Genomic DNA, 24,655 nt, shown 5'->3' on the forward strand with positions numbered 1-24,655 from the left:
TCGTTTATGAATCTTTTGGAAGTGTCCAATTTGCGGATTTGGGACAGCCGCTCCGGCAATGTGATCGTTCCCGGAAGCTCGTTTCAGGTTAAAGAAGGGAGCTGTCTGGCTATCGTGGGGGAAAGCGGGAGCGGGAAGTCGGTCACGTGCAGGGCATTGATGAGATTGAACAAAGCGAATATCCGCCACTCCGGAGACATTGTGTGGAGCGGCGTGAACTTGGCCAAGCTTTCCGATAAAGAAATGCGGAAAATCCGGGGGAAGCATCTGTGCATGATCATGCAAAACGGCATGCGCGCTTTTGACCCGTCGTGCAAAATCGGCGTTCATCTCAGAGAAACGCTTGTTCAGCATTTCGGATGGAACCGCGGCGAAATCGAAGCCGTGATGCGGCGGGCGATGGAGAGCGTCATGCTGAAGGACCCGATCGCGATCATGAATCAGTATCCGCATCAGCTATCGGGCGGAATGCTGCAGCGGATTATGATTGCGCTGGCCATCGCGCTCGAGCCTGATATCATTATCGCCGACGAACCGACGACGGCACTCGATACGATCTCGCAATTTGAGGTTATGGAACAGTTCATGAAATTAAGCACCGAAAGGGGCTGCACGATGATTTTCGTTTCGCATGATTTGGGCGTTGTCCGGAAAATCGCCGGCGAGGTTCTCGTCATGAAGAACGGAGAGATCGTCGAAAGGGGGCCGGTCCAAACGATATTTGCGGAAGCCCGTCATGAATATACCCGTTATTTAACATCCTCGAAGCTGACGCTGCATCGGCATTTCGAGAGAATCATGGGAGGCGTTGGCGTTGTTAAGCGTTCATCGGGTGGAGAAATCGTATAGAACGGGCGGAATGTTCTCCGGAAGAAGGAAGAAAGTGCTGCATGGCATCAGCTTTGAATGCGAGCAGGGGGAGTGCCTCGGCATTATCGGCGAAAGCGGCAGCGGCAAATCGACGCTGGGCAGGCTGCTTCTCGGAATCGAGAAGCCCGATCGCGGTTCCGTATATTTCGAGGGAAAAACAGTAGCGGACCGCAAGGCGAGATTAGGAAAGATCAGCGCCGTCTTTCAAGATTATACCTCCTCGATCAACCCGTTTTTTTCCGTAGAGCAGGCTATAGCGGAACCTTTAAAGCTGCAAGGGATGAATCGCCTTGAAGCTCAAAGCAAGATTGATCTGCTGCTGTATCAAGTCGGACTGGATCCGTCTTTCAGAAATAAGCACCCTCACGAACTGTCGGGAGGGGAAGCGCAGCGAGTGTGCATCGCAAGAGCCGTTTCAACCGAGCCGAAATTCATACTGTTGGACGAGGCGGTCAGCTCGTTGGACGGATCCGTCCAACTCCAAGTGCTTGAGCTGTTGAAGAGCCTGAGGGAAATTTACGGCATGGGATATATCTTTATTACCCATGATCTTCAGGCCGCCGCCTATATTTGCGACAGGGTCATGATGATACGAGACGGCCGCGTGGAGGAAACGGTCCAGATCGGACAATTAAAAGACGTGCAGTCCCCGTATGCCCAAAAATTGCTGCAAATGATCATTGCGTAACCGCACGGGAATGCGTAGACGAAAAGTGAGCGGGGGAAGGAGCGAACGTTGTGAGAGGAGCTCTATCTTGGCCTTTTCTGCGGTTATATGTATTAACCCTTTTGTATTTTAGCGCAAACTCGATTCTGAATGTCATCATTCCTTTAAAGGGCGAGTCGCTTGGGGCGACCAATACGACAATCGGAATTATAATGGGAGCGTATTTGGCTACGACGATGCTGCTTCGGCCGTGGGCAGGTCAAGTGATTCAGAAGTACGGGCCGGTCAAAATGCTTCGAATCGTCTTGATCGTGAATGGATTCGCATTGCTCCTGTACACGTTCACCGGGTTGGGAGGCTATTTCGCCGCCCGAGTCCTGCAAGGGGCGTGCACCGCTTTTTTCTCCATGGCCTTGCAGCTCGGCATTATCGATGCGCTGCCGGACAAGGATCGTTCACAGGGGATATCGATGTATTCCTTATGCGCTTCCATGCCGGGTATTTTCGGTCCGCTCCTGGCTGTCGGCATATGGCAAGCGGGAGATATGAATAGTTTCACGGCGGCAATGATCGCCATTGCGATTGTGACGGGAGCGGCAGGGTACAGCGCGCGAATGAAAGGCGATGCGGGAACGTCTGCCGGCAAGAAGGAGCAGGGAACCGCGGTGTTTAAGTCTTTCGGCCAATTGGTCAAAAATCCGCATTTATTTAAATGCAGTATTCTGATGCTTATCGCTTCCGTAATATTAGGCGCGTCGACAACCTTTATCCCGCTGTACGCCGCACAAATCGAAAGCGGCAACGCGGCCGTTTATCTTATGCTTCAGGCCGGGGTCGTCGTATTGGCCCGCTTTGTTTTAAGAAAAAAAATTCCTTCGGACGGCAAATGGCATTCTTTATTTGTTATGGGGATTATGGTCATCCTCACTGCGGCGGCGCAAAGCGTAAGCTTTTCATTAACGGGAGGGGCCGCGTTCTTTTATGCGGGGGCCGTATTAATGGGACTTGCTCAAGCTCTTCTTTACCCAACATTAACGACGTATTTGTCGTTTGTATTGCCGCAGACGGATCGCAACGTCTTAATGGGGCTGTTTATTGCGACGGCCGATCTAGGCGTTGCGCTGGGAAGTGTCGTGATGGGGCCGATTGCGGATATTTCCTCTTATTCGCTTATGTATATGATATGTGCAATGTTGGGCGCGGCGATGATTCTGTTTGCCTACGATCGGCGCACCGTTTTTGCCGGTTCCAGATAGCTTTTTTTGTATGATTGCCGTCCGCAGATGCATAATTAACCAACAGAGTGAAATAATAAAAAAATGCGAGTTCACAAAGTTGCCAAATTTACTTCATGATTTCTTCATGATGAAAAGAGGGAATCGATGATAAACTATAACAAGCAGCAGATAAGAATCATTATAGACTGCTAACGGTTCTCAATTATTATTTACTTAAAAACATATCTAGGAGGAGTTAAACCATGTCTCTGATTGGAACAGAAGTAAAACCGTTTAAAGCGCAAGCTTACCACAATGGCAAATTCATCGAAGTAACCGAAGCCGACTTCAAAGGCAAATGGAGCGTCGTATGCTTCTATCCGGCCGACTTCACGTTTGTATGCCCGACTGAGCTGGGTGATCTGCAAGACCAATATGAAACGCTGAAGTCCCTTGGAGTGGAAGTATACTCCGTATCGACGGATACTCATTTCACCCATAAAGCATGGCACGACAGCTCCGAGACAATCGGCAAAATTACTTACATCATGATCGGCGATCCTTCGCACGTGATCTCCCGCAACTTCGACGTTCTTATCGAAGAAGAAGGCGTGGCGGACCGCGGTACGTTCATCATCGATCCGGACGGCGTCATCCAGACGGTTGAAATCAACGCAGGCGGCATCGGCCGCGATGCAAGCTCGCTTGTCAACAAGATCAAAGCTGCACAATACGTTCGCAACAATCCAGGCGAAGTTTGCCCTGCGAAATGGCAAGAAGGCGGTCAAACCCTGAAGCCAAGCCTTGATCTTGTCGGCAAGATCTAAGGGGGCTGTTAGCGGTGTTGGATGCGGATATCAAGCAACAGTTAAACCAATACCTTCAGCTGCTTGAAGGGGATGTGCTTATTAAGGTTAGCGCCGAATCCGACGCCCTATCCAAAGACATGCTGGCATTCTTGGACGAGCTTGCCGGCATGTCTTCCCGAATTACGATCGAACAAGCTCGGCTGGAACGTACGCCGAGCTTTAGTGTAAATCGGGTGGGCGAGGAGACCGGAGTCGTTTTTGCCGGCATTCCCCTCGGGCATGAGTTCACTTCGTTAGTTCTTGCTTTGTTGCAAGTTAGCGGGCGGGCGCCGAAGGTTGAGCAAAACGTAATTGATCAAATCAAAAGCATTAAAGGCAATTATGTCTTCGAATCATATATTAGCTTAAGCTGCCATAACTGTCCTGACGTCGTTCAAGCGCTGAACCTGATGAGCGTTCTCAATCCGGGTATCTCGCATACGATGATCGACGGCGCAGCGTTCAAGTCCGAAGTCGAAAGCAAAGATATTATGGCGGTTCCGACGGTTTACTTGAACGGACAGTTTTTCGGCAGCGGACGGATGTCGCTGGAGGAGATTGTCGCCAAGCTTGTCGATGAACCGGACGCTTCGGAATTCAACGATAAAGAGCCTTTCGACGTGCTTGTCATCGGCGGCGGCCCGGCAGGCGCAAGCTCCGCCATCTACGCGGCGCGCAAAGGCATCCGCACGGGTATTGTGGCGGAACGCTTCGGCGGTCAAGTGATGGATACGTTAGGCATCGAAAACTTCATTAGCGTAAAACATACCGAAGGTCCGAAACTCGCAGCCAGCCTTGAAGAGCATGTTAAACAATATAACGTTGATATCATGAAGCTTCAACGCGCCAAGCGGCTGGAGAAGAAGGAGCTTATCGAGGTGGAACTCGAAAACGGCGCCGTGCTGAAGAGCAAAACCGTTATTCTGTCCACCGGCGCTCGTTGGCGCAACATCGGCGTTCCTGGCGAAGCGGAGTTCAAGAACAAAGGCGTGGCGTACTGCCCGCATTGCGACGGTCCTCTGTTTGCCGGCAAACACGTCGCGGTTATCGGAGGCGGCAACTCCGGCGTCGAGGCGGCGATCGACCTCGCGGGCATCGTAAGCCATGTAACGGTTCTGGAGTATAACGACGCTCTTAAGGCGGATTCCGTCTTGCAGGATCGCCTGTACAGCCTTCCGAACGTAACGGTTATCAAAAACGCGCAAACCAAAGAAATTACCGGAACCGACAAAGTTAACGGGATTACGTACGTGGAGCGCGAAACCGGCGAAGATAAGCACATTGAATTGCAAGGCGTATTCGTCCAGATCGGCCTTGTGCCGAATACGGACTGGCTCGGCGATTCGGTCGAACGCAACCGCATGGGCGAGATCGTCGTCGACAGCCATGGCGCGACGAGCATGCCGGGAGTGTTCGCGGCAGGCGACTGCACGAACAGCCCTTACAAGCAAATCATTATTTCGATGGGATCCGGCGCGACTGCCGCATTGGGCGCATTCGACTATCTCATTCGAAATTAACAGAATGAAAGCCACCGATTTCGGTGGCTTTCTTCATTTGCCGCAAGCTCTCAGCAGCATGGGAGCGATAAAGTCCCGGAATACATTCGCCGGATGACGGTCCCTTTTGCGTTTGTCGTCGGTTAGAACGACAACGACCTCCAAGACGGGAACGATATAAATGAACTGTCCGCCATATCCCCTGGCATAAAAATAATGAAACGAAGTCGTCGGAGAGATTCCATTCCGGCCTTCGGGGGATTCCTCCCCGAACGAATCCGTCCACCAATGCCAGCCGTAATGCCCTCGGTTTGGCGGATTGGCGGGAACGGCAGGCTGTATGGAGCGCAGCACCCGTTCCTTCGAAATGAGTTGCTGGCGATTCCAGCTTCCCGACTGCAAATAAAGCTGTCCGAACTTAAGCATATCTTCCGGGCGAAGCCATAAGCCATATCCTCCGGTATGAATGCCTTGCGGATCGGTTTCCCACTTGTACTTTTCGATACCGAGCGGTCCGAACAGCATTTCTTCGGCATAACGGGCGGTCGGCAAGCCCGTTGCCTGAACGAGAATGGCGGACAGCAGCTGGGATACTCCGGAGTTGTACTCCATGCGTGTCCCCGGCGCGTCCGATAGCGGTTGTTCCAGCACATAATCGATCCAATTCGCGGATCGCGTCATTCGGGGAAACGACTTCAGTCTGCCGAACTCGGTCCACTCGAATCCGGCAGTCATCGTCAATAGATGCTCCAGCTTCATCTCCCGTTTGCGGGGATCGGCGTCCTTGGGCAGCTTCGGGAAAAAATCGGAAACCGGCGTATCGGCCTCCGGGATTCTTTTGTGGTCCATGGCCATACATATTAAAGCGGACAGAACGCTTTTGGTACAGGAGTTCACTTTGGCTATTTCCTCCGGAATCCGCGAGTTCCGATAATGCTCGAACAACAGCCGGCCGTTCCGCGCAATCAGGCAGCTTCTCAAATCTACAGGTTCGATGAGCGACTCTAGTTCAGCTAAGTTCATGACATCCATACTTTCTTTAAGGTTTTGTTTCGGCGCAAATTTTAAGGCACAACAACATTATCTCATGAATGCGCGCGTTTTACGCGAATTAATCTTTTTATAGAATGGGTTCGGGCGGAATTTGCGTCATGGATAGGTGACGAAAATTATGGCATTATTCGCTATAATGGTAGCAGGGAAAATGAAAGGAATGGAATGTTGATGAAAGTCATCGTCATCGGCTCCGGAATTCTCGGGGCGTCGGCAGCGTATCAAGCGGCAAAAATGGGGGCGGAAGTTCTAATCATCGACCGCCAAGATAAAGGACAGGCTACCGATGCCGCCGCCGGCATCATCTGCCCGTGGCTGTCGCAGCGGCGCAATCAAGCTTGGTACCGGTTAGCCAAGGCCGGCGCGCGTTTTTACCCCCGGTTAATCGACGAGCTCAAACAAGAGGGGGAAACGGAAACCGGCTATGCGCAAGTCGGCGCCTTGAGCATACATCGGGACTTGGATAAAATTCGAAAAATGGAGGAAAGGGCACTTGCGAGGAAAGCCGACGCGCCGGAAATCGGCGAAATTACACGGCTTAACGATCCGGAAACGCAGGAGCGATTTCCGCTATTGGCGGAAGGCTATCATTCCGTGCACATTAGCGGCGCCGCCCGCGTGGACGGCCGTGCGCTGCGCGACGCTTTAATCCGGGCTGCACAACGAAACGGCGCCGATTATGTTAAAGGTGACGCTTCGCTGACGAACCGCTCGAGCCGCGTAACGGGCGCGACGGTAGGTTCAACCGTCTACGAGGCGGACCAGATTGTGGTTTGCGCCGGCGCATGGGCGGGGCAGCTGCTGCAGCCTTTAGGCATAGGCTTTAACGTTAGTTATCAGAAAGCGCAAATTATGCATTTGCTAGTTGACGAAAGCCGGGATACGGGAGATTGGCCAGTCATCATGCCGCCTTCCGATCAATATTTGCTCGCTTTCGATAAGCGGAAGATCGTGATCGGGGCGACGCACGAAAACGATATCGAGGGCTACGATACCAGAATAACGGCGGGCGGCATGCAGGAAATTTTGAATAAAGGGCTGGAACTGGCTCCCGGATTAGCAAACGCAACGTATCAGGAGGTGCGGGTCGGATTTCGCCCGTTTACCCCCGGTTTCCTTCCGGTATTCGGTGCCGTCCCCGGCTGGGAAGGCCTGATCGCGGCCAACGGACTGGGAGCTTCGGGACTGACGATGGGCCCCTATATCGGATATCAGCTGGCGAAGCTTGCGCTTGGGATGCCGCCAGACATCGATCTCGGCGATTATGACATTCGCAATGCAATCGATTAGTCGGTCAATTCCATTTGGGGGGATACTATGCGATCGTTTTTGAGCTGCTTTATTTTTCTCTTACTTTTGACCGGATGCGAAGCTCAGAGTCCGACTGGAAATGAAGAAGAATGGAGAGTAAGCTCCCTATTTCAATCGGGATCTTATACGATGATTGGGGAAGAAGGTAAATTGGGATTTATTTACGACGACACGGAAGCCGTTAAATTTTACTCTGGCCAAAGCCAAAAATATATGTGGCACTTTTGGGGGGAAGCCGAACAATTACAAGGATACCCGCTGCAAGTAATCGGCACGAAAAAAGAAACAGGGGAACAGATCACGGTATTCAAAGCTTCCGCATTGGGCGGAGCTATAAACGGTGCGGATGCCCACCATCCATCCGTGATGGCGTTGCCATCAGCCGGATTATGGCGACTGGACGCATACATCGGTGAGAAATTTTACGGCAGCGTCGTCGTTGAAATCCATGAGGCTCATTAAATTGAAATACAAGAATTGGTTTAGAGGAAAAGTCAAGCCGTAAAACAATAGAATGCCCGTAGTGCTGCTGCACATCGTTTATGTCGTTTGGTCCATAATAACAAAAAATGTGTTAGCGGAGGAAAAATGATGCGAATTCAGCGACAAAGCGTGATCGGCTGGGCATTATCGATCCTTTTGATCTTAGCCGGCTGCGGGGCGGGCCAGACGTTGCCGTCCGATAACGAATCGCCGCCCATAACATCGGACTATCCGGTCGCAACCGCCCCTCAATCAGTCGCACACGAAAATCCGGAGTCGGATGTCCGGCAAACGCAGACGCCTTCAGACCCGATCGACGACCTGCTCGGAAAGATGAGCCTTGCCGAAAAAATCGGGCAAATGGTACTGGTTGGGATGGACGGTACGAAGCTTCAGCCGGAAATCGGCAAGCTGATCAAGGATCGTCATGTCGGAGGCATCATTTTATACAGCAAAAATATTACTTCCTCGGCGCAGGCGGTCCGGCTTCTCAATGCCCTGAAGCAAGCGAACCGGGATGCCGCCGCTCGCCTGCCGCTATTGCTAAGCGCGGACCAGGAAGGCGGGCGGGTATCCCGGCTGCCGAAAGAGATAACGGACTTCCCGTCAAGTATGATCGTCGGCGATACGAATGACACGAAGTACGCTTATCAAGTAGGCGCTTCGCTTGGGGAAGCGATGAAACAGTTTGGGTTCAATATGGATTTTGCTCCCGTTCTTGATGTCAATACGAATCCCGACAATCCCGTCATCGGGGACCGCTCATTCGGCGCCGCAGCCGATACGGTAAGTAGGATCGGCGTACAAGTCATGTCGGGAATCCAGTCGCAAGGCGTTATTCCCGTAGTCAAGCATTTCCCGGGCCACGGGGATACGTCCGTCGATTCCCACAAAGGATTGCCTGTCGTCGAGCATAGTTTGCAACGGCTTCGTTCCATCGAATTTGCGCCCTTCTCGGCGGCAATTTCGGAAGGAGCTCCTGTCGTTATGGTTGGCCATATTCTCATGAGCGAGCTGGATCCGAATACTCCGGCTTCGATGTCCCGTATCGTGATCCAAAATTATTTGCGGGATGAGCTCCGCTTTAACGGGGTTGTGATCACCGACGATATGACGATGGAAGCGATCGGAGAAACGGCGGCGATCGGGCCTGCGGCCGTGCAAGCCGTACTGGCGGGAGCCGACATCGTACTGGTCGGGCACGATTCCGGGCAGCAGATGGCCGTGCTCGATGCGTTGATGTCTGCGGCTCAAAGCGGGAAGCTTCCCCAGAAGGCGATCGATGCGAGCGTTTATCGGATCGTCAAAATGAAGCAAGACTTCCGGCTTTCGGATCAGCCGACGGCCACGGTCGATGTAGAAGCTTTAAATCGGCATATTGAAGCGGCATTAAAGAGATAAAGGTTGCGACCCGGTTCGGTCGTCGCATTCAATCGGACTGCCGGAGCACTTTCATAATCGCGGCGAGCTCCTCGTTCTCATATCCCGCGGTTATCGCTTTATTATAGAGACCCATCGCGAAAGCGGGAAATTCGGCGTTAATCCCCGCTTCGCTTGCATGCTTAAGCCACAATGCTGCGGTTCCCATACAGGTTTTAATCGAGCTTTGGGGGCCTTCATATTTCCCCGTTTGAATGATTTCACCTTCATATTTGATCATTTGCCCGAAAACCGGCGAAATGTCCGCGATTAAAGACCCGAAGGAATCCGCGGTATGGCCCTCCGTTTCAAGAATGCGAGCGCCGTGAAAGAAGCCGAACATAGCGCCGAACATCGTGGAGAGCGCAGCCAAATCCCATGCGGACGCCGCACCGACCGATTCTCCCATAAACATCAGATTTCCCGCCAAAATTTTTAGAACGGGCTCGCTGCGATTAAACGCGGCTTTCGACCCGGATACGAAAATCGGGGTGTCCGGCATCCCGATCTGTGCAGGCGTCGCCATGATGGCGCCATCCAAATACTCGGCACCTTGTTCCCGTACCCATCGCTCGCTGTTTCGGGCATCTTGGGGAGTTCCCGTGCTAAGCTCGACCACAACCCGTCCGGCAAGGGCGGCAGCGGCGCTTTCGGTTCCCAGAATGCTTCGGGAAATTTCGTAGTTGGCAACGCACACGATGACAACGGGGCTTGCGCTCACGGCGGCGGCAGCTTCTCGTTGAAAGACTGCACCGTCTCGAATGAGCGGTTCGGCTTTTTCGCTCGTCCGATTCCAGACCGTAACCCGGGATCCGTGTTGAAGCAGCGTTCGAGCCAGCGCAGCGCCCATTGGCCCTAAACCGATAATCGTAACATCACTCATATTTTTTCCTCCTACTCGAAATACGGTTTTCTGTCCGCCGGACCGGAAGTCCGTCGGGTAGGTTCATTGTAATTCAGGATTGAAGCGATGTATAATGATTGGTAATAATGGAAGTATCATTTTTATTGATATCACTGAATGGAGCGTTGCGAACGTTGGAACTGTCCGATCTTAAGATGTTTCTGGCGATTACGGAGGAAGGGAATATTTCCAATGCCGCCAAGCGGCTCGGTTATGTACAGTCGAATGTAACGGCTCGAATTCGCAAGCTTGAAACCGAGCTTGGCGTACAATTGTTTCACCGGCACCCCAAGGGAGTGACGCTGACCGAAAGAGGGGTTATGTTCAGCGAATATGCCCACACCATCGTGAACTTGTCCGCGGAAGCCGTGAAGATGGTTCAGGAGACCTCGCATCCAAGCGGCCCGTTGGCGATCGGGGTAGTCGATACCGTTACCTGTCTTAATTTTATGAATACGTTGGCCGAGTACCAGAGCTTATATCCCGACGTCACGCTATCAATATGGACCGGCAATTCGTCCGACCTGCTGGCGAAAGTGTTAAATCACCAATTGGACGGGGCGTTCGTCATCGGCGACTTCAAATCGCCGCATTTGACAGCCGAAAATATCCAAAGCGAAGAAATCAAATTAATAACCCGGCAACCAGGCGGCGAATATCCGGATCTGGCCCATACTCGATGGGCGGTTTCGCCAAACGGCTGCCCGTTCAGGCGAATTTTGGAGGATTGGTTGAGAAGCGAGGGGATCCCTCTCGCGAATATGATCGAGATTAGCTCGCTCGAGACGATCGTAAGCTGTGTGCGAACAGGTCTTGCCGCCACTTTGCTGCCTGCATCCGTCTTAACGGGCGAGTACTCGAAATTCGGCATCTATTCGATTCCCGAAAAATTCAGATATGCGCAGACCAGTCTGGTTCGGCGCAAAGACCGGTATGCGAGCAAGGCGCTCACGGCATTCACCAAGTTGATTCGGGAGTCAATGGCATAACATGGATAGCGACCGGGTTCCGGCTGTGTTTGAAGGTTTACTTTCGGACCCGGGAGCATGAGTTATGGCGGTTTCGTGCGTACAAGGCCGCAGAATGGAAGGAGGATGCAGAAGTGAAAATAAGCGAGCTTTCCCGGTTGACCAATGTCAGCGCCAGAGCGATCCGTCATTATGAAAAGAAAAGTCTCCTGCAAGCCGATAGATTGGAGAACGATTACCGGGTTTTCGGCGAATCGGACGTAAAACGAGTCAAGGCGATTCAGTTATACTTAAAGCTTGGACTTACGACCGATGAGATTGGCGCGTTGTTTAAGGGCGAAGCGGCGGACCCCGACGAATACGAATTTTGCGAGGAGATGCTGGCCGCTTATGAAAATAAGTTAAGCCATGTGAAAGGGCAAATCGAAGCGCTTCATGAATTGGAGAGGATGCTGGAGAGGCAGATCGCGATAACGAAAAGCAAAAAAACCATCGTTTAACTTTAGACACGGCCCCGGGCGTATAAAAATAGCTCAGGGCTTTTTTTATATTGACTTTGACACTAGCGTCAACCTTTATCATAGGCTTAATCTCATTTGAAAGGAGTTTCCAATGAACATGAGTAACAGGAGCGATACGATAAACAACGAATTCGCCGGGAGTGAAACAGAAAGGAGGAACCTCGCGCCCTTAACTATCATTGGGCTGGGACCGATGGGAAGGGCGATGGCCGGCGTTTTATTGGAACGAGGCCATGCGGTGACCGTATGGAACCGGACCGCCGGCAAAGCGGAGGAGCTTGCGGCAAAAGGGGCCGTCCCGGCGTCGACCGTTGCTGAAGCGATTGCCTCCAATGAGTTAATCCTTCTTAGCTTGACGGATTACGATGCGATGTACGCCATTCTTGAACCGGTATCCGAAAGTTTATCCGGCAAGATACTCGTCAACCTCAGCTCGGACACTCCGGAGAAAGCCCGAGAAGCGGCGAAGTGGCTATCCGCACGCGGTGCAAGGCAGCTGACCGGGGGCGTCCAAGTCCCGCCTTCGGGTATCGGGAAGCCGGAATCTTCAACCTTCTACAGCGGTCCGAGGGAGGTGTTCGAGGCGCTTAAAGAGACGCTGGAAGCTTTGACCGGTACCGACTACCGCGGAGACGACCCGGGACTTGCGGCGTTGTACTACCAAATCGGGATGGATATATTCTGGACCTCCATGCTCAGTTATCTTCATGCCCTTGCGGTCGCCAACGCGAACGGCATCTCGGCAGAGGAATTCCTGCCGTACGCATCGGAGACCATGTCGTCCCTGCCCAAGTTTGTTGAGTTCTACACGCCGCGGCTTTCTGCGGGCGAGCACCCAGGCGACGTAGACAGACTTGCCATGTGCTATGCGAGCGTCGATCATGTCGTTCATACCGCCAAAGCGGCAGGGGTGGATACTTCCCTACCGGGAGCCGTCTTGGATGCGGTCAAGCGCGGTATGACCAAAGGGCACGCCAACGACAGCTTTACCAGTCTTATTGAAATTTTTAAAGATCCCGTATAACGCTCATAAGACGGACCGTTCCATTGGGGATGCTTTGCGTAAAAAATGCACCTCCGCTGTTAAGAATATTAACAGTGGAGGTGCAAGTGCGTTTGGGCTTCTTTTTCCCGTAGAACATTCGGGTTGCGAGAATAAGGCATCTTGGAGGTTAAGCGGCCCTATGTCTAACCTTATCAAGCGTTTCCGGATAAACGTTCGTACATGATGTAATCCAAGGGGGCTGGCTCGGATCCGCTCTCGCGAAGCGCGGCATTGATCTGTCCGCGGTGGTACTGGCCGTGCAGGGCGATATGGATCAGGATGTCCCTGACAGGCGTCTCGAACGGATCCCCGGCCTGGCTGCGATACGCGATCGGCTTGTCTAGACGATCTTCGGACAGGGAATCAAGCCAAGCCCGGAATCCGCTTCCGTTCGCCTCAACCAGCGCCGCACAGGCGGCCAGCTCCGCACGATCCGCCCATAATACGATCCCCTCGCTGCTTTCGCCGCTCAGCCGGGTCAGCCAGATACGCTCCGCTTGGAGCACGTGCAAAAACAGCGTCGCCGCCTTGGCGGTTTCATCCACTTGAGCGGCTTGCAGCGCTTCCAGCAGCCGGCGGTTCGCCCAATCCATATGCGCGAACATTTTTCGAATCGTTTGCATGATGTTTCGACCTCCATCTCCCGTTATCTATTGCAGGTTCCCTTCAATCCTATCATGTCCTCACGCAATAGCCAACGGTCCCCGGATCGGATTGGCTTTTCGGGCAGGACTATGGAAATAAAAAAATGGCCCCGATAAGGAGCCGATTCATCTATTACATTACGGTGCCCCTGCTGCGTTGCAGAAGGAGATACCCGGACACAGCCGTTGTTTTTTTGCTCACGACAACTGAAAAACCGTATTTTTTCAGGCATCTGATAGCAGGGACAAGAAGCGAATTGGGAGTTAGTTTACCCTCGCAGGGACTAGCCGTTCCGATAACGCGGAACGCGGTGATCCTAGGAGCGGAGCCGGGGATAAGAGGGTTTCTTGTCCAGGATACCAATACCAAATCCGGTTCCAGGGGAATTCCAACACGAGACATATCTATCACCTCATTTCGAGAGACTCTTTATATGTAATGCAGGTTGTAGAACGATTGATTGGGAGGACTCTCGAAAAGGGCTCGGGCCATATGCGGGAAGGCTTTAAGCGAAACGGCGCCGCCCAAACGCAGGTCAGCCGCCCCGCTATGCGCGGAAGCGGGCATTCGCGGCGTTTCGGAGAAGCGGCTTCTTGTAGGAACAGCGGTATTTCGTAAGAACGTTTACCTTGGGAGCAAAAACGTACGGCGCGCGTTCTTCCCGTTCAACGTATCCGAAAGCATAAGCGCGGTAAAGTAAAGCAGGAGCGAAACGGCGATCGAAACGGCAGCGCTCCACAGCAACGGCAAGCCTTGCCCCGTCAGATAATCAAAGCTTACGCGGCCGCAAAGAGCCATAAGTATCATGCAGAGGACCACCTTGACGCACGGTTGGATGTTCCAATAGAAGCCGATCGAACCGGAAATCGAAAAGAAGTTGAGCACGGTTTGCAAGACGATGCCGATCCCGATGCCATAGGCAACGCCGACGATGCCGAACTGGCTGCCGAACACGAAGATGGAAACCGCCTTGAATGCGGTGGAAACGACGAAATTCCAAAGCGCGGAGCTTGCCCGTCCAAGCCCGAGCAGAACCGCATGCAGCGGCGCGTCGAAATAATGCAGGAAGAACATCGGAGCCAATATTTGCAGCAGCAAGCCCGCTTCCGGGGCTCCGTAAACAAGCGTCGTGAGCGGAGTCGCCCATACGTACAAGATAACGGTCGCCGGTGCGCCGATCAGAAGTCCCAGGCCTAACGCCTGATTCATTCTCTCGTGCATCAGCAGACTGTTCTTGGCCGCCGCGGCTTCGGAGATGGCCGGCACGAGGGCAGTGGACAAGGACTGCGTAACAAAGCTCGGCATGAAAAGCAGCGGAAACGCGTAGCCGGCCAGCATGCCGAACTGCTTCGTCGCCAGTGCCGTGCCGATGCCGGCAAGCGCCAGGCTGCTCGTAATGAGCAGCGGCTGAAAAGCGCCGTACAGCGAATGGGCAACGCCGTGTCCGGTCGTCGGCAGACCGATCTGAAGCAGCTCGGCAAGCGTGCCTCCGCCTTGCTTTAGATGACTGGCCCACGTTTCGCCCGGCGTTTTCCTTTCGCCGTAAAGCTTGTAGCTGAACGCCAGGAACAAAAGGCTGATCGCTTCGCTGAAGACGGAGGCCGCCATCGCGCCCGCGGCCGCATACGCGACGCCGTAAGGCAGCAGCAGGTGCACCAAGGCGAGCACGCAGGCGATTTGCACCGTATGCTCAAGGACATCGGACGCGGCGATGGTCTTCATCTGCTGCATGCCGCGAAAATATCCCTTCAGCACCGCCGAGACGGCGACAATCGGCGCGATCGGGGTAATCGCGAGCATCGCGTAATAGGCGCGCTGATCGCTCAGCAGGATCGACGCGATCCACTCCGAGCAAAGCAGGGATACCGTCGTTAGCGTCACGCTCAGAAAGCCGGTTACGGCCAGCGAGAGGTGAAGGATGCGTCTTATTTTGTGCCGGTCGCCGCGGGCTAAAGCCTCCGCCACCAGCTTGGAAATCGCCACCGGCAAGCCGAGCTCCGTAATCGTAATGACGAGAGGCACGAGCGGCTGAGCCATCATTAAGAGGCCGATTCCTTCCGCGCCCAGCACGCGGGCGACAAACATGCCGCTGATAAAGCCCAATATACGGTTTATGAATGCGGCCGTCGAGAGAATAATCGTGCCTCTCATAAAGGACCGCTCGGGTTGCGTCATGTTTTGTTCCTCCTGTTCTGATATAAGAATTTACAAGAATGCCGTCCGGCTCGCCTTCTAGTTCCCGCCGAAACGAACCTGTCCTTTGATAAGGACTGGAAGATCGTTCCGGCTTGTTCGAATACTTAAGTGTATTCATCAATCCGAAAAGCATGCGAATGCTTGGCAGACGATTGCTGCATGTAAGCTTATGCAGCCGCAAACTGCAAGAATCTCCCGTAGCGAACTCGAATAATGTAGTAAAGGAGTGCGGAAATCGATAGAGGACAATCTTTGACGGAAGGGCGGAGCGAAATTTGGAAACGGAAGTTTATCGCCCGAAGCACCATGTGCGTTTTGTGACGGCCGCCGCGTTGTTCGACGGCCACGACGCTTCCATCAATATTATGAGACGGCTCCTGCAGGCTTCCGGAGTCGAGGTGATCCATCTCGGTCACGACCGTTCCGTCGACGAAGTGACGAGCGCGGCGATCCAGGAGGACGCGCAAGGAATAGCGGTCAGCAGCTACCAAGGCGGCCATATCGAATATTTGACTTATATGTACGACGTCCTGAAGCGGGAAGGCGCGGGACATATTAAAATTTTCGCGGGCGGCGGCGGCGTCATTGTTCCTTCGGAAATCAAGGCTCTGCATGACTACGGGATCGCGAAGGTATTCTCGCCGGACGATGGCCGCCGGATGGGGCTGCAGGGGATGATCAACTATATGATCCGGGCCTGCGACTATCCGGCTCCTCGAAAGCCGGACCGGGATCTGGCGCTGCTTCAGTACCGCGACTGCGGCGCCGTCGCCAGGCTGATATCCTATGCGGAGATGCTTGCGGCAAGCCCGGAGCAGGACGACTCCGGGGTTATGGACCGGTTGGCTGCCGGCCTTCCCGAGGTTCCGGTGCTTGGGGTAACGGGGACGGGCGGCGCGGGCAAAAGCACGTTAACCGATGAGTTGGTGCGCAGGTATCTCGACGCTTATCCCGGCCGCACGGTCGCCGTCATCTCCGTCGATCCGACCAAGCGGAAGTCGGGCGGCGCGCTGCTTGGCGACCGCATTCGAATGAACGCGATCCGGGACCCGAGAGCGTATATGCGCAGCATGGCGACCAGAGGCTCCAATTCCGAGATAAGCGCGGCGACGAGGGATGCGATCCGGCTCGTCAAGCGGGCGGGATACGATTTCGTCATCGTCGAGACGAGCGGAATCGGCCAAGGGGGAGCCGCAATCGTCGATTTATGCGACGTGGCTATGTACGTCATGACCAGCGATTACGGAGCGGCGTCCCAGCTGGAGAAAATCGATATGATCGATTATGCGGACGTTATCGTCATCAACAAATTCGAGCGCCACGGCTCGGAGGACGCGCTTCGCGACGTGCGCAAGCAATACAAACGCAGCCGTCAAGCGTCCGGCGTGCCCGATGAGCAATTGCCCGTGTTCGGGACGATCGCCGGCCAGTTCAACGATCCGGGGACGACGGCGCTATTCGCCGCTCTGATGGGAATCGTAGAGACGAAGACAGGCGGAAGCTGGCGGGTGCCGTCATTATCCGCTTCCCTGAAAGCCACGAAAAGAAATGCGATTATTCCGCCGGAGAGGGCCGGGTACCTCCGTGAAATTGTTCAGACGGTCCGTCAGTACAAAACCTTCGTTGAGGAGCAGGTCGCGATCGCCCGGAAACAGGCCTGGCTTAAAGGGACTAGGCAACTGGCGGCGGAGGACCCGGGACGGCTCCTGTCCGAAGCCGAAAAGGCCTCCTTCGCGGAAAAGCTGGACGCGATGATCGCCGATTGCGAGGCCGGCTTGCATCCGGAATGCCGGAGGCTGCTGGCGGAGTGGCCGGGCATGCGAGAAGCTTACGGACGGGACCGGTTAATCACCAAGGTTCGGGACAAGGAGACGATTACCTCCCTTGCTGCCGAATCGCTGTCCGGGAACAAGATCCCGAGGGTCAGCCTGCCGAAATTCGAGGACGAAGGAGAAATATTGCGCTGGCTGCTGAAGGAGAACCTTCCCGGCTATTTCCCGTTTACGGCCGGCGTCTTCGCGTTTAAGCGGACCGGCGAGGAACCGAGACGACAATTCGCCGGGGAGGGAACGCCGGAGCGGACGAATCGCCGGTTCCATTACCTTTGCCGCAACGACGAAGCCAAGAGGCTGTCGGTCGCCTTCGACAGCGTTACCTTGTACGGGCAGGATCCGAGCGAACGTCCCGACATTTACGGGAAGATCGGGAACAGCGGCGTGAACGTCTGTACGCTTGACGATATGAAGAAGCTGTTCGAAGGCTTCGATCTGTGCCATCCCGCCGTAAGCGTTTCGATGACGATCAACGGGCCGGCGCCGGTTCTGCTTGCGATGTTCATGAACGCGGCCGTCGATCAGCAGGTTGAACGGTTCGCGGCAAGGCACGGGCGGGAGCCTGACGAGGCGGAATACGTAGCGATCAAGGCGTCGGCGCTGCGGTCGGTGCGCGGAACCGTTCAGGCGGATATTCTTAAAGAGGACCAGGGGCAAAATACATGCATTTTCAGCACGGATTTCGCCTTGAAAATGATGGGCGACATCCAGCAATATTTTATCGATCATGGAATCCGCAATTATTATTCGGTCAGCATCAGCGGCTATCATATTGCCGAAGCGGGGGCCAATCCCGTTACGCAGCTGGCTTTTACGCTGGCGAACGGATTTACGTACGTGGAATATTATTTGTCCCGCGGCATGCGGATTGACGACTTCGCTCCGAACCTGTCGTTCTTCTTCAGCAACGGCCTGGATCCGGAGTACAGCGTTATGGGGCGCGTAGCAAGGCGAATATGGGCGACGGTTATGAAGGAGAAATACGGCGCGGGCGAACGAAGCCAGAAGCTGAAGTATCACATTCAAACGTCCGGCCGGTCGCTGCATGCGCAGGAGATGGACTTTAACGATATCCGGACGACGCTGCAGGCATTGACGGCGATTTACGACAACTGCAATTCCTTGCATACGAATGCCTATGACGAGGCGATCACGACGCCGACCGAAAGCTCGGTACGGCGGGCGATGGCGATTCAGCTCATTATCAACCGGGAGTTCGGAATGGCGATGAACGAGAATCCGCTCCAAGGTTCGTTTCTTTTAGAAGAGCTTACCGACCTTCTGGAGGAGGCCGTGCTTACGGAATTCCAGCGTCTGAACGATCGGGGAGGCGTGCTTGGCGCAATGGAAACCCAGTACCAGCGGGGCAAAATTCAGGAGGAGTCGCTTCTTTACGAGCAAAAAAAACACAGCGGGGAGCTGCCGATCATCGGGGTGAACACGTTTCTTGATCCGAACCCGAATGAGAATCTGTACGACATCGAGCTGGCCCGGTCGACGGACGAAGAGAAGCGGGCGCAAATTCGCCGCCTGCAAAACTTCCGGGAAAAGCATAAGGACAAGAGCGAGGCGGCGCTGCAGCGATTGAAGCAGACAGCCGTAAGCGGCGGGAATTTGTTCGAGGAACTGATGGAAACCGTGAAGTCGGCGTCGCTGGGGCAAATAACGTCCGCGTTATACGAAGTCGGGGGACAATACCGGCGGAATATGTAAAAAACAAAAACCGGCCGTGCATGAGGCCGGTTATTTTTCCATTTAAACGACGCCGTTCGGCGACATCGTCGCGTGGATATTGCCGGTTGCAGCGGTTAGGCTATCGGAGCTAATAATTGAAATTCGATTTGCTCCATCGTTTTTTCGGCATGGGAGATGCAAGCCACAATAATCCTTTGCTGTCGGCTTGGTGGACAATCTTAAATGCAGAACGGTCGCTTTCCTTTAAGTAAGCTTCATGATGCGGCGCTTGATCGTGCACGCCCGACAGCTTGTAGTTTCCGTTACGATCAAATTCCGCATGGACTTCATAGTCGATGTCCATCCCTTTACCGAACGGATTACCGACCGTGTGCTTCAATTTGAAGGATATTCTTGAACGGCCGCTTGCATTTACTTCCTGAAGCTTTATCCCGCCGGAAGGAGAAGTTCTGCTCTCACGGAAATGTTTATTGGCGTCATAACCGCGGGTGGCTCCGACAGACCTTTTTAATTCGACCGACGGCCCCTCGGGACAGAAGCAAACGGTCACGTCGGCCCTTGTTCGAAAGGAGCTTGCAGAAGCGTCGTAACCCCGATGATCGCCTTTAAACCAGACATAATCGGAGAACGGATTCGGGTTTTTCACCCATCGGTCGGCAAGAAACGTGGCGTATCTCAAATGCCATCGTCGGATTGGTTCGTTAAGATTTTCGGCGTTCGCAATTGTTTTTTCGATATCGATCTCTTCGTCATATAACGGAACTTTTTTTCTTTTTGCGACAATGTTATATATGTTCGCCTTATCCGCATCCATTTGATAGTCCGTATATGCACTGTCTTTTACGGTCGTTACATACTCCTTATTTTTGAAAATGCTATATTCGCTTGCCCCTTGAATGTCTTCCCAGTCCAAGCTGACTTTATCTTTCTTTACGACAGTCGTTACCCGTAAATCGTTTAAATGGTCGAGCGGAGTCCTGCCGGGCTTATCGGTTTCGGTTTGAATGCTAAGCGAGTCGATCGTTTCATCGGTCTCACTTAAGGTGTCGATTCGATACGAATACGTAAAACCCGGCTGCAAATTGGCATCTTCATACCGGCTTTCTGTCCCCGTATAGACTAGTTGCCCATCGCGATAGACGCAATATTTCGCGTCGCTGTCGGACCAATCTATCCTTATGGAATCTGTATTGGCTTGTATAGAATCCGCTTCAAGCGAAGCCGGCATCGAATAGGCTGTCCTAACCATTAATGCGAAGGAAAGCAAAACAGCGAGCGGCGACGGTATCATTTTGCTATTCAAAGGCTTCAACCTCCGCCCTTAGTATAGCCAACGAATATTGTTCATATCGAACAATCGACCGGAAGGACATCATGTACTTCCGAACCGACTTTGGATTATTTTTGCCTGACATGGCAACGATAACGATAAAAAAAAGGACAGGTGTACTCCATGGACAACGTTCAAGAATTGAAAAATACGCTCTCTTATCTCCACTCCGAATTAAATCGGCTCGAAACGATGGCGGGAACCCTTGCCACCGTCGAACGCGATCACTACCAGAAGCTTACCAATTTCGACAATCGCGAGTTGGTCGATATCGCCGTCGAAGAGCAGAACGCTTCCCGCCAGTTGGGAACGATGAAGCATATGTGTTTAGCGATGGCGGAGAAGGTTGAAGGGATAAAACAGTCGATAGAGCGAGGGGGACTGGCGGGGAGCGACGGACATGCTGAGACTAATTGAGAATATCATCCGCTCGGCCGTTAATGAAGCTGCCGATAAAGCGATCACAAGACTTTTGCGGGATCAATATACGGAAAACTTGGCCGAAATGATCCCGAGCACTCAGAAAGTCGGAATCACGAATCTTCTGGAAATTACCATGCGGGCTCAGCAAGGAACTCCGGTCTCGCGCCCGCTCGGCAGCCCCATCCATATGTCACCGTGGGAGAAGATCATGTTTAATCCGGTTCATCTCTTCCGTTTCCCAACGCCTGAAAACGTCGGAATCCAAACTTCCGTTACGATAGGGCACCGGGCAAGAAAGCCGTTGACCATTTCGATTCCCGTCATGATCGCAGCGATGTCTTTCGGCGGAGCGCTAAGCAAAAACACGAAAATCGCCTTGGCTAAAGCGGCTACAAAGGTCGGCACGGCGACAAACTCCGGCGAAGCGGGGCTTCTTAAAGAGGAACGGGAAGCGGCCCGGTTGTTCATCGGTCAATATAACCGCGGAGGCTGGATGAACACGCCCGATAAATATATGCATCTGGATGCTATTGAAATTCAATTGGGTCAAGGCGCGCAAGGCTCGGCGCCGCAGCGAACGACGGCCAAAAATATCGGGGAGGATTACAGGGAAGTATTTGCACTGCGCGAAGGCGAAGACGCTTGGATTCACTCCCGGCTTCCCGGAGTCAATTCGAAGGACGATTTTATTCAGCTGGTCAAACGGCTGCGGGACGAAACGGGCGTGCCGGTCGGGCTTAAAATCGCCGCTACCCATCATCTCGAGAAAGAACTGCAGATCGCCGTAGAAGCCGGGGTTGATTTCATAACGCTTGACGGCGCGGAAGGGGGAACGCATGGAGGCGCGCCGACGCTGCAGGACGACGTCGGATTGCCTACGCTGTTTGCCATTACGAGGGCTAGAGATTTTTTGGCGGAAAAAGGCGTTATCCGGGACATCAATCTTCTGGCAACCGGAGGCCTTGTTACGCCCGGGCAAATGTTGAAAGCAATCGCGCTCGGCGCGGATGCCGTATATATCGGCACTGCGGCGGTGATGGCGCTCATTAGCGACCAAATGGTAAAAGCCGTACCCTTCGAGCCGCCGACGAGCCTGGTTGTTTACACAGGCAAAATGACGGATCAGCTGGATGTGGATCATGCGGCTATGAACTTAGCAAGATATTTGAATGCTTGCGTTCTGGAAATGGAGTCGGTCGCGATTACGCTTGGGAAAACCGCATTTGCGGATATTACAAAATCGGACCTCTGCACGCTTGATCCGTTTATATCTAAAGCGACGGGTATCGAGCTTGGCTACATTTCGCCGAAAAAACAGGAACGTTTCTTCGAAGAGACGGTGCCTTTCTTTTACGATCGGGAAGAAAGGATCGAGGGGGAAGAGGTTCTGCATTGACGGTTGGCGAGCGCAGCAACGAGCTTTATATAGAACCGTACGAGCGAGGTTTTTCATTGACGATTCAAGTTCATGTCTTGCGGCATGAACTTGAATCGTTTGCTTTTTATCGGGATTTTTCATAACTCATCAAGTACGATCAGGATTGCTTGGACCTCGCCACGACGAAGCCGTTGTGGAAGAACGCTTCTTTTTCAGCTTCCGCATCCAATAATGCTTAAATCGCTGCCGGTTGTTCGGCTTTGCCCATGACCGGGGATGCGACATAGCATCCATCATGTGGCCGATTTCGATTGCCGATGCGTCAAGCTCGTTCTTGATTTTGGAACAAAGGATGCGTCCGGGAACACTGGCCCCGACAAAAACGAGGTCGAACCGCTTCCGATTGGATCGCAGTTTCCTTAGAGCGCCGGAGAGCTCGTCATAGTTGTTCAAAGCGATTGTAAAGGCGACATGGTAACCCTGTTTGCGCAGCTGCGCCGCCGCTGCCGGAGCGGCCCGCCCGACCAAAGCTACCCGATGGGTTCGCAGCAGGCGGTGGAGGTAGCCTCTTTCGTACAGCTGGTCATTGATAAAGGAATCTGCAATACGGTGCGGCTTCCATCCGGATCGTTCGATATATTCCTTCAAATGGTTCATGCTGCCGGTGAAGTGTGATAATCCCACGACCGAGGCATTTTGGACCGCGAATTGAAGGTCGCGTTTTAACTGAGGGGAGAGGGGAAGCCGGATGCCTAGAAATTGGGATACCGGTTTCAGCGAATCTACATTCCGGCCAGACAACAGCTTGGCCATGACATCGCCGAGCCGAATGACAGAGACCGGCTTATTGGTTCGGACTGCTTGATTCACGAGCCGGTAAACGTACCCGGGACCGACAGTTTTCCTGCCGAAGTGACGTTCGATTATTTTTGTTCGCTGCCTGAATGATAATAACATGCTGGCACCCCTTTAAATGCTTCTTCCATCCTATAGTATGAGTTAGATGCAAGAGGGTGCCCCAATCAACGTTCGTTGAGTGAACCTGCCGATTGCCCAGTCCTCGCGAGCCGTGGTTTTACACCGGAGATTCGGCGATCCAATAATCGATGAAGCTGGCCGCATAGCTGCGACGCGATCGAACGTCCCGATTGAGAATCCGGATGAATGCCGAGCAGGCTCCGACCTCCAAATTGGTTCCAAAATAATGAAGGGAAAGTGGCTCTAAAAAGAACCGATTTTCTTCTTTATACTGAATTCGAAACGTATATTGAATGGAGGTTGCCGTATGCTGCAAAAAAAGAAACTCGGAAAATCCAATATTGAGGTTAGCGCTGTCGGATTCGGTTGTTGGGCGATCGGTGGGCCGTTCTGGCTCGACGGAAAACCGGACGGGTGGGGGGAGGTCGACGACGACGAATCCGTTCGAGCCATCCGGCGGTCGCTGGAGCTGGGCATCAATCTCTTCGATACGGCCGATGCGTACGGGACCGGACACAGCGAGGAAGTGCTGGGACGAGCCTTGAAAGGACGCCGGAACGAAGCGGTTATCGCGACCAAATTCGGTTACACCTACAACGAGGAGGAACGACAGGTTTATACCCGGTACGACGTGTCGCCGGCCTACATTCGCAAAGCTTGCGAAGCTTCGATGAAGCGACTCGGTACCGATTATATCGATCTGTACCAGCTTCACGTCGGAAGCATCCCGATCGATTCGATCGATTCGGTCGTCGACTCGCTTGACCGGCTCAAGCGGGAGGGATGGATTCGGGCGTACGGATGGAGCACCGACGATTCCGTCCGGGCCGAAGCATTCGCCGCCCGTTCGGCAGGCGACGCAATCCAGCATCCTTTAAACATCTTCCACGACCATCCTTCTATGATCGGAACGTGCGAGCGGCATTCGCTCAGCAGCATTAACAATTCTCCGCTGGCGATGGGCTTGCTGAGCGGGAAATTCAACCGGTCGACGACGTTGCCGCAGGACGATGTCCGGGGCAGCAATCACGATTGGGTCCTTTACTTCAAGGACGGGAAGCCGAAGGAATCTTATTTGAAGACGCTTGATGCGGTACGGGAAATCCTCACCTCGGACGGGCGCAGCATGGTACAAGGGGCACTCGGATGGATATGGGGGAGAAGCGGCTGCACGATCCCGATTCCGGGGTTAAAAACCGTTAAGCAGGTCGAGGAGGCGGCGCAAGCCCTCCACTACGGGCCGCTTCGTCCCGAACAAATGAAGGAAATCGAAGGCTTGTTCGCTCAAGCGGACGCGTAGGCCGGGGATGTCGGCGGGCTCCCATTGCGGCAAGATTCCAAGAAAGGCACTGACGATGCGGTCAGTGCCTCTT

The 24,655-nt window shown here is 53.5% G+C and carries 21 protein-coding genes; 15 read left to right on the forward strand and 6 right to left on the reverse strand.

All coding sequences use genetic code 11. The features are described from left to right. Positions 1-6 precede the first annotated feature (6 nt). From cntD to ahpF, 5 genes are all read left to right on the forward strand, one after another. Positions 7-849 (forward strand): staphylopine uptake ABC transporter ATP-binding protein CntD, encoded by an 843-nt coding sequence (cntD, locus tag ACFSW5_RS07215; protein WP_379270726.1) that lies wholly within the window; start codon positions 7-9, stop codon positions 847-849. After that, complete coding sequence (locus ACFSW5_RS07220) at positions 815-1,558, forward strand: ABC transporter ATP-binding protein (protein WP_379270727.1); 744 nt, start codon at positions 815-817, stop codon at positions 1,556-1,558. Before cntD ends, ACFSW5_RS07220 begins: the two co-directional genes overlap by 35 nt. A gap of 50 nt (positions 1,559-1,608) precedes the next feature. After that, entirely contained in the window at positions 1,609-2,793 is a 1,185-nt protein-coding gene (gene cntE, locus ACFSW5_RS07225) for a staphylopine family metallophore export MFS transporter CntE (protein ID WP_379270728.1), read from the forward strand. A gap of 224 nt (positions 2,794-3,017) precedes the next feature. Beyond that, complete coding sequence (ahpC, locus tag ACFSW5_RS07230) at positions 3,018-3,581, forward strand: alkyl hydroperoxide reductase subunit C (protein WP_379270730.1); 564 nt, start codon at positions 3,018-3,020, stop codon at positions 3,579-3,581. A gap of 14 nt (positions 3,582-3,595) precedes the next feature. Continuing rightward, on the forward strand, positions 3,596-5,122 hold the full coding sequence (gene ahpF / locus ACFSW5_RS07235; protein WP_379270732.1) for an alkyl hydroperoxide reductase subunit F: 1,527 nt from the start codon (positions 3,596-3,598) through the stop codon (positions 5,120-5,122). Between the two features lie 33 nt (positions 5,123-5,155). Here ahpF and ACFSW5_RS07240 read toward each other — a convergent pair whose 3' ends face one another. Beyond that, positions 5,156-6,124, reverse strand: a complete 969-nt coding sequence (locus ACFSW5_RS07240; protein ID WP_379270734.1) for a serine hydrolase domain-containing protein — start codon at positions 6,122-6,124, stop codon at positions 5,156-5,158. Positions 6,125-6,322: 198 nt separating this feature from the next. Between ACFSW5_RS07240 and ACFSW5_RS07245 the strand changes: the two genes are divergently transcribed. The 3 genes from ACFSW5_RS07245 to nagZ all read left to right on the forward strand — a co-directional run bounded on the left by ACFSW5_RS07245 (position 6,323) and on the right by nagZ (position 9,349). Next, positions 6,323-7,444, forward strand: coding sequence for an NAD(P)/FAD-dependent oxidoreductase (locus tag ACFSW5_RS07245; protein ID WP_379270736.1), 1,122 nt, complete (start codon positions 6,323-6,325; stop codon positions 7,442-7,444). A 150-nt stretch (positions 7,445-7,594) separates the two neighbouring features. Then, positions 7,595-7,927, forward strand: a complete 333-nt coding sequence (locus ACFSW5_RS07250) for a hypothetical protein (RefSeq protein ID WP_379270739.1) — start codon at positions 7,595-7,597, stop codon at positions 7,925-7,927. 129 nt (positions 7,928-8,056) lie between these two features. Beyond that, positions 8,057-9,349, forward strand: coding sequence for a beta-N-acetylhexosaminidase (gene nagZ / locus ACFSW5_RS07255; RefSeq protein WP_379270742.1), 1,293 nt, complete (start codon positions 8,057-8,059; stop codon positions 9,347-9,349). A 28-nt stretch (positions 9,350-9,377) separates the two neighbouring features. Here nagZ and ACFSW5_RS07260 read toward each other — a convergent pair whose 3' ends face one another. Further along, positions 9,378-10,250 carry an NAD(P)-dependent oxidoreductase gene (locus tag ACFSW5_RS07260; protein ID WP_379270745.1) on the reverse strand — a complete coding sequence of 291 codons (873 nt, stop codon included), beginning with the start codon at positions 10,248-10,250 and terminating at the stop codon, positions 9,378-9,380. Between the two features lie 155 nt (positions 10,251-10,405). Here ACFSW5_RS07260 and ACFSW5_RS07265 point away from each other — a divergent pair, with 155 nt between their 5' ends. The 3 genes from ACFSW5_RS07265 (at position 10,406) to ACFSW5_RS07275 (ending at position 12,784) form a co-directional block, all read left to right on the forward strand. After that, positions 10,406-11,260: a LysR family transcriptional regulator gene (locus ACFSW5_RS07265; protein ID WP_379270747.1), complete on the forward strand. Its 855-nt coding sequence runs from the start codon at positions 10,406-10,408 to the stop codon at positions 11,258-11,260. Between the two features lie 113 nt (positions 11,261-11,373). Then, the gene (locus ACFSW5_RS07270) at positions 11,374-11,739 is read left to right on the forward strand and encodes a MerR family transcriptional regulator (RefSeq protein WP_379270749.1); all 366 of its coding nucleotides are present in this window, start codon (positions 11,374-11,376) and stop codon (positions 11,737-11,739) included. Positions 11,740-11,851: 112 nt separating this feature from the next. After that, complete coding sequence (locus tag ACFSW5_RS07275) at positions 11,852-12,784, forward strand: NAD(P)-dependent oxidoreductase (RefSeq protein WP_379270751.1); 933 nt, start codon at positions 11,852-11,854, stop codon at positions 12,782-12,784. Positions 12,785-12,957: 173 nt separating this feature from the next. Here the strand turns inward: ACFSW5_RS07275 and ACFSW5_RS07280 are convergent, their stop codons facing one another. Together ACFSW5_RS07280 and spoVB are read right to left on the reverse strand one after the other, a co-directional pair. Then, entirely contained in the window at positions 12,958-13,428 is a 471-nt protein-coding gene (locus tag ACFSW5_RS07280; RefSeq protein ID WP_379270753.1) for a DinB family protein, read from the reverse strand. A gap of 646 nt (positions 13,429-14,074) precedes the next feature. Continuing rightward, positions 14,075-15,625 (reverse strand): stage V sporulation protein B, encoded by a 1,551-nt coding sequence (gene spoVB / locus ACFSW5_RS07285; RefSeq protein WP_379270756.1) that lies wholly within the window; start codon positions 15,623-15,625, stop codon positions 14,075-14,077. A 296-nt stretch (positions 15,626-15,921) separates the two neighbouring features. On the opposite strand from spoVB, the gene icmF reads away from it, so the two are divergent. Then, a complete protein-coding gene (icmF, locus tag ACFSW5_RS07290; protein WP_379270758.1) occupies positions 15,922-19,191 on the forward strand; it encodes a fused isobutyryl-CoA mutase/GTPase IcmF in 3,270 nt (1,089 codons plus the stop codon). 109 nt (positions 19,192-19,300) lie between these two features. Here icmF and ACFSW5_RS07295 read toward each other — a convergent pair whose 3' ends face one another. Beyond that, positions 19,301-20,476 (reverse strand): hypothetical protein, encoded by a 1,176-nt coding sequence (locus ACFSW5_RS07295; RefSeq protein WP_379270760.1) that lies wholly within the window; start codon positions 20,474-20,476, stop codon positions 19,301-19,303. A 150-nt stretch (positions 20,477-20,626) separates the two neighbouring features. Here ACFSW5_RS07295 and ACFSW5_RS07300 point away from each other — a divergent pair, with 150 nt between their 5' ends. After that, the gene (locus ACFSW5_RS07300) at positions 20,627-20,920 is read left to right on the forward strand and encodes a hypothetical protein (RefSeq protein WP_379270762.1); all 294 of its coding nucleotides are present in this window, start codon (positions 20,627-20,629) and stop codon (positions 20,918-20,920) included. Next, the gene (locus ACFSW5_RS07305) at positions 20,904-22,322 is read left to right on the forward strand and encodes an FMN-binding glutamate synthase family protein (RefSeq protein ID WP_379270764.1); all 1,419 of its coding nucleotides are present in this window, start codon (positions 20,904-20,906) and stop codon (positions 22,320-22,322) included. The genes ACFSW5_RS07300 and ACFSW5_RS07305 overlap by 17 nt, the downstream gene beginning before the upstream one ends. 129 nt (positions 22,323-22,451) lie before the next feature. Here ACFSW5_RS07305 and ACFSW5_RS07310 read toward each other — a convergent pair whose 3' ends face one another. Next, complete coding sequence (locus ACFSW5_RS07310) at positions 22,452-23,261, reverse strand: GT-D fold domain-containing protein (RefSeq protein WP_379270766.1); 810 nt, start codon at positions 23,259-23,261, stop codon at positions 22,452-22,454. 328 nt (positions 23,262-23,589) lie between these two features. On the opposite strand from ACFSW5_RS07310, the gene ACFSW5_RS07315 reads away from it, so the two are divergent. Then, positions 23,590-24,582 carry an aldo/keto reductase gene (locus ACFSW5_RS07315; protein ID WP_379270770.1) on the forward strand — a complete coding sequence of 331 codons (993 nt, stop codon included), beginning with the start codon at positions 23,590-23,592 and terminating at the stop codon, positions 24,580-24,582. The last annotated feature ends 73 nt before the right edge of the window (positions 24,583-24,655 follow it).

Source organism: Paenibacillus thailandensis (assembly GCF_042685365.1).
Lineage (GTDB): Bacteria > Bacillota > Bacilli > Paenibacillales > Paenibacillaceae > Paenibacillus_AP > Paenibacillus_AP thailandensis.

What these genes read in the sequence shown, in the direction of transcription:
- cntD (WP_379270726.1), top strand. Translation starts at nt 7, where the DNA reads ATGAATCTTTTGGAAGTGTCCAATTTGCGGATTTGGGACAGCCGCTCC.
- ahpC (WP_379270730.1), top strand. Translation starts at nt 3,018, where the DNA reads ATGTCTCTGATTGGAACAGAAGTAAAACCGTTTAAAGCGCAAGCTTAC.
- ACFSW5_RS07240 (WP_379270734.1), bottom strand. Translation starts at nt 6,124, where the DNA reads ATGAACTTAGCTGAACTAGAGTCGCTCATCGAACCTGTAGATTTGAGA.
- ACFSW5_RS07250 (WP_379270739.1), top strand. Translation starts at nt 7,595, where the DNA reads ATGATTGGGGAAGAAGGTAAATTGGGATTTATTTACGACGACACGGAA.
- nagZ (WP_379270742.1), top strand. Translation starts at nt 8,057, where the DNA reads ATGCGAATTCAGCGACAAAGCGTGATCGGCTGGGCATTATCGATCCTT.
- ACFSW5_RS07260 (WP_379270745.1), bottom strand. Translation starts at nt 10,250, where the DNA reads ATGAGTGATGTTACGATTATCGGTTTAGGGCCAATGGGCGCTGCGCTG.
- ACFSW5_RS07275 (WP_379270751.1), top strand. Translation starts at nt 11,852, where the DNA reads ATGAACATGAGTAACAGGAGCGATACGATAAACAACGAATTCGCCGGG.
- ACFSW5_RS07280 (WP_379270753.1), bottom strand. Translation starts at nt 13,428, where the DNA reads ATGCAAACGATTCGAAAAATGTTCGCGCATATGGATTGGGCGAACCGC.
- spoVB (WP_379270756.1), bottom strand. Translation starts at nt 15,625, where the DNA reads ATGACGCAACCCGAGCGGTCCTTTATGAGAGGCACGATTATTCTCTCG.
- ACFSW5_RS07300 (WP_379270762.1), top strand. Translation starts at nt 20,627, where the DNA reads ATGGACAACGTTCAAGAATTGAAAAATACGCTCTCTTATCTCCACTCC.
- ACFSW5_RS07305 (WP_379270764.1), top strand. Translation starts at nt 20,904, where the DNA reads ATGCTGAGACTAATTGAGAATATCATCCGCTCGGCCGTTAATGAAGCT.
- ACFSW5_RS07310 (WP_379270766.1), bottom strand. Translation starts at nt 23,261, where the DNA reads ATGTTATTATCATTCAGGCAGCGAACAAAAATAATCGAACGTCACTTC.
- ACFSW5_RS07315 (WP_379270770.1), top strand. Translation starts at nt 23,590, where the DNA reads ATGCTGCAAAAAAAGAAACTCGGAAAATCCAATATTGAGGTTAGCGCT.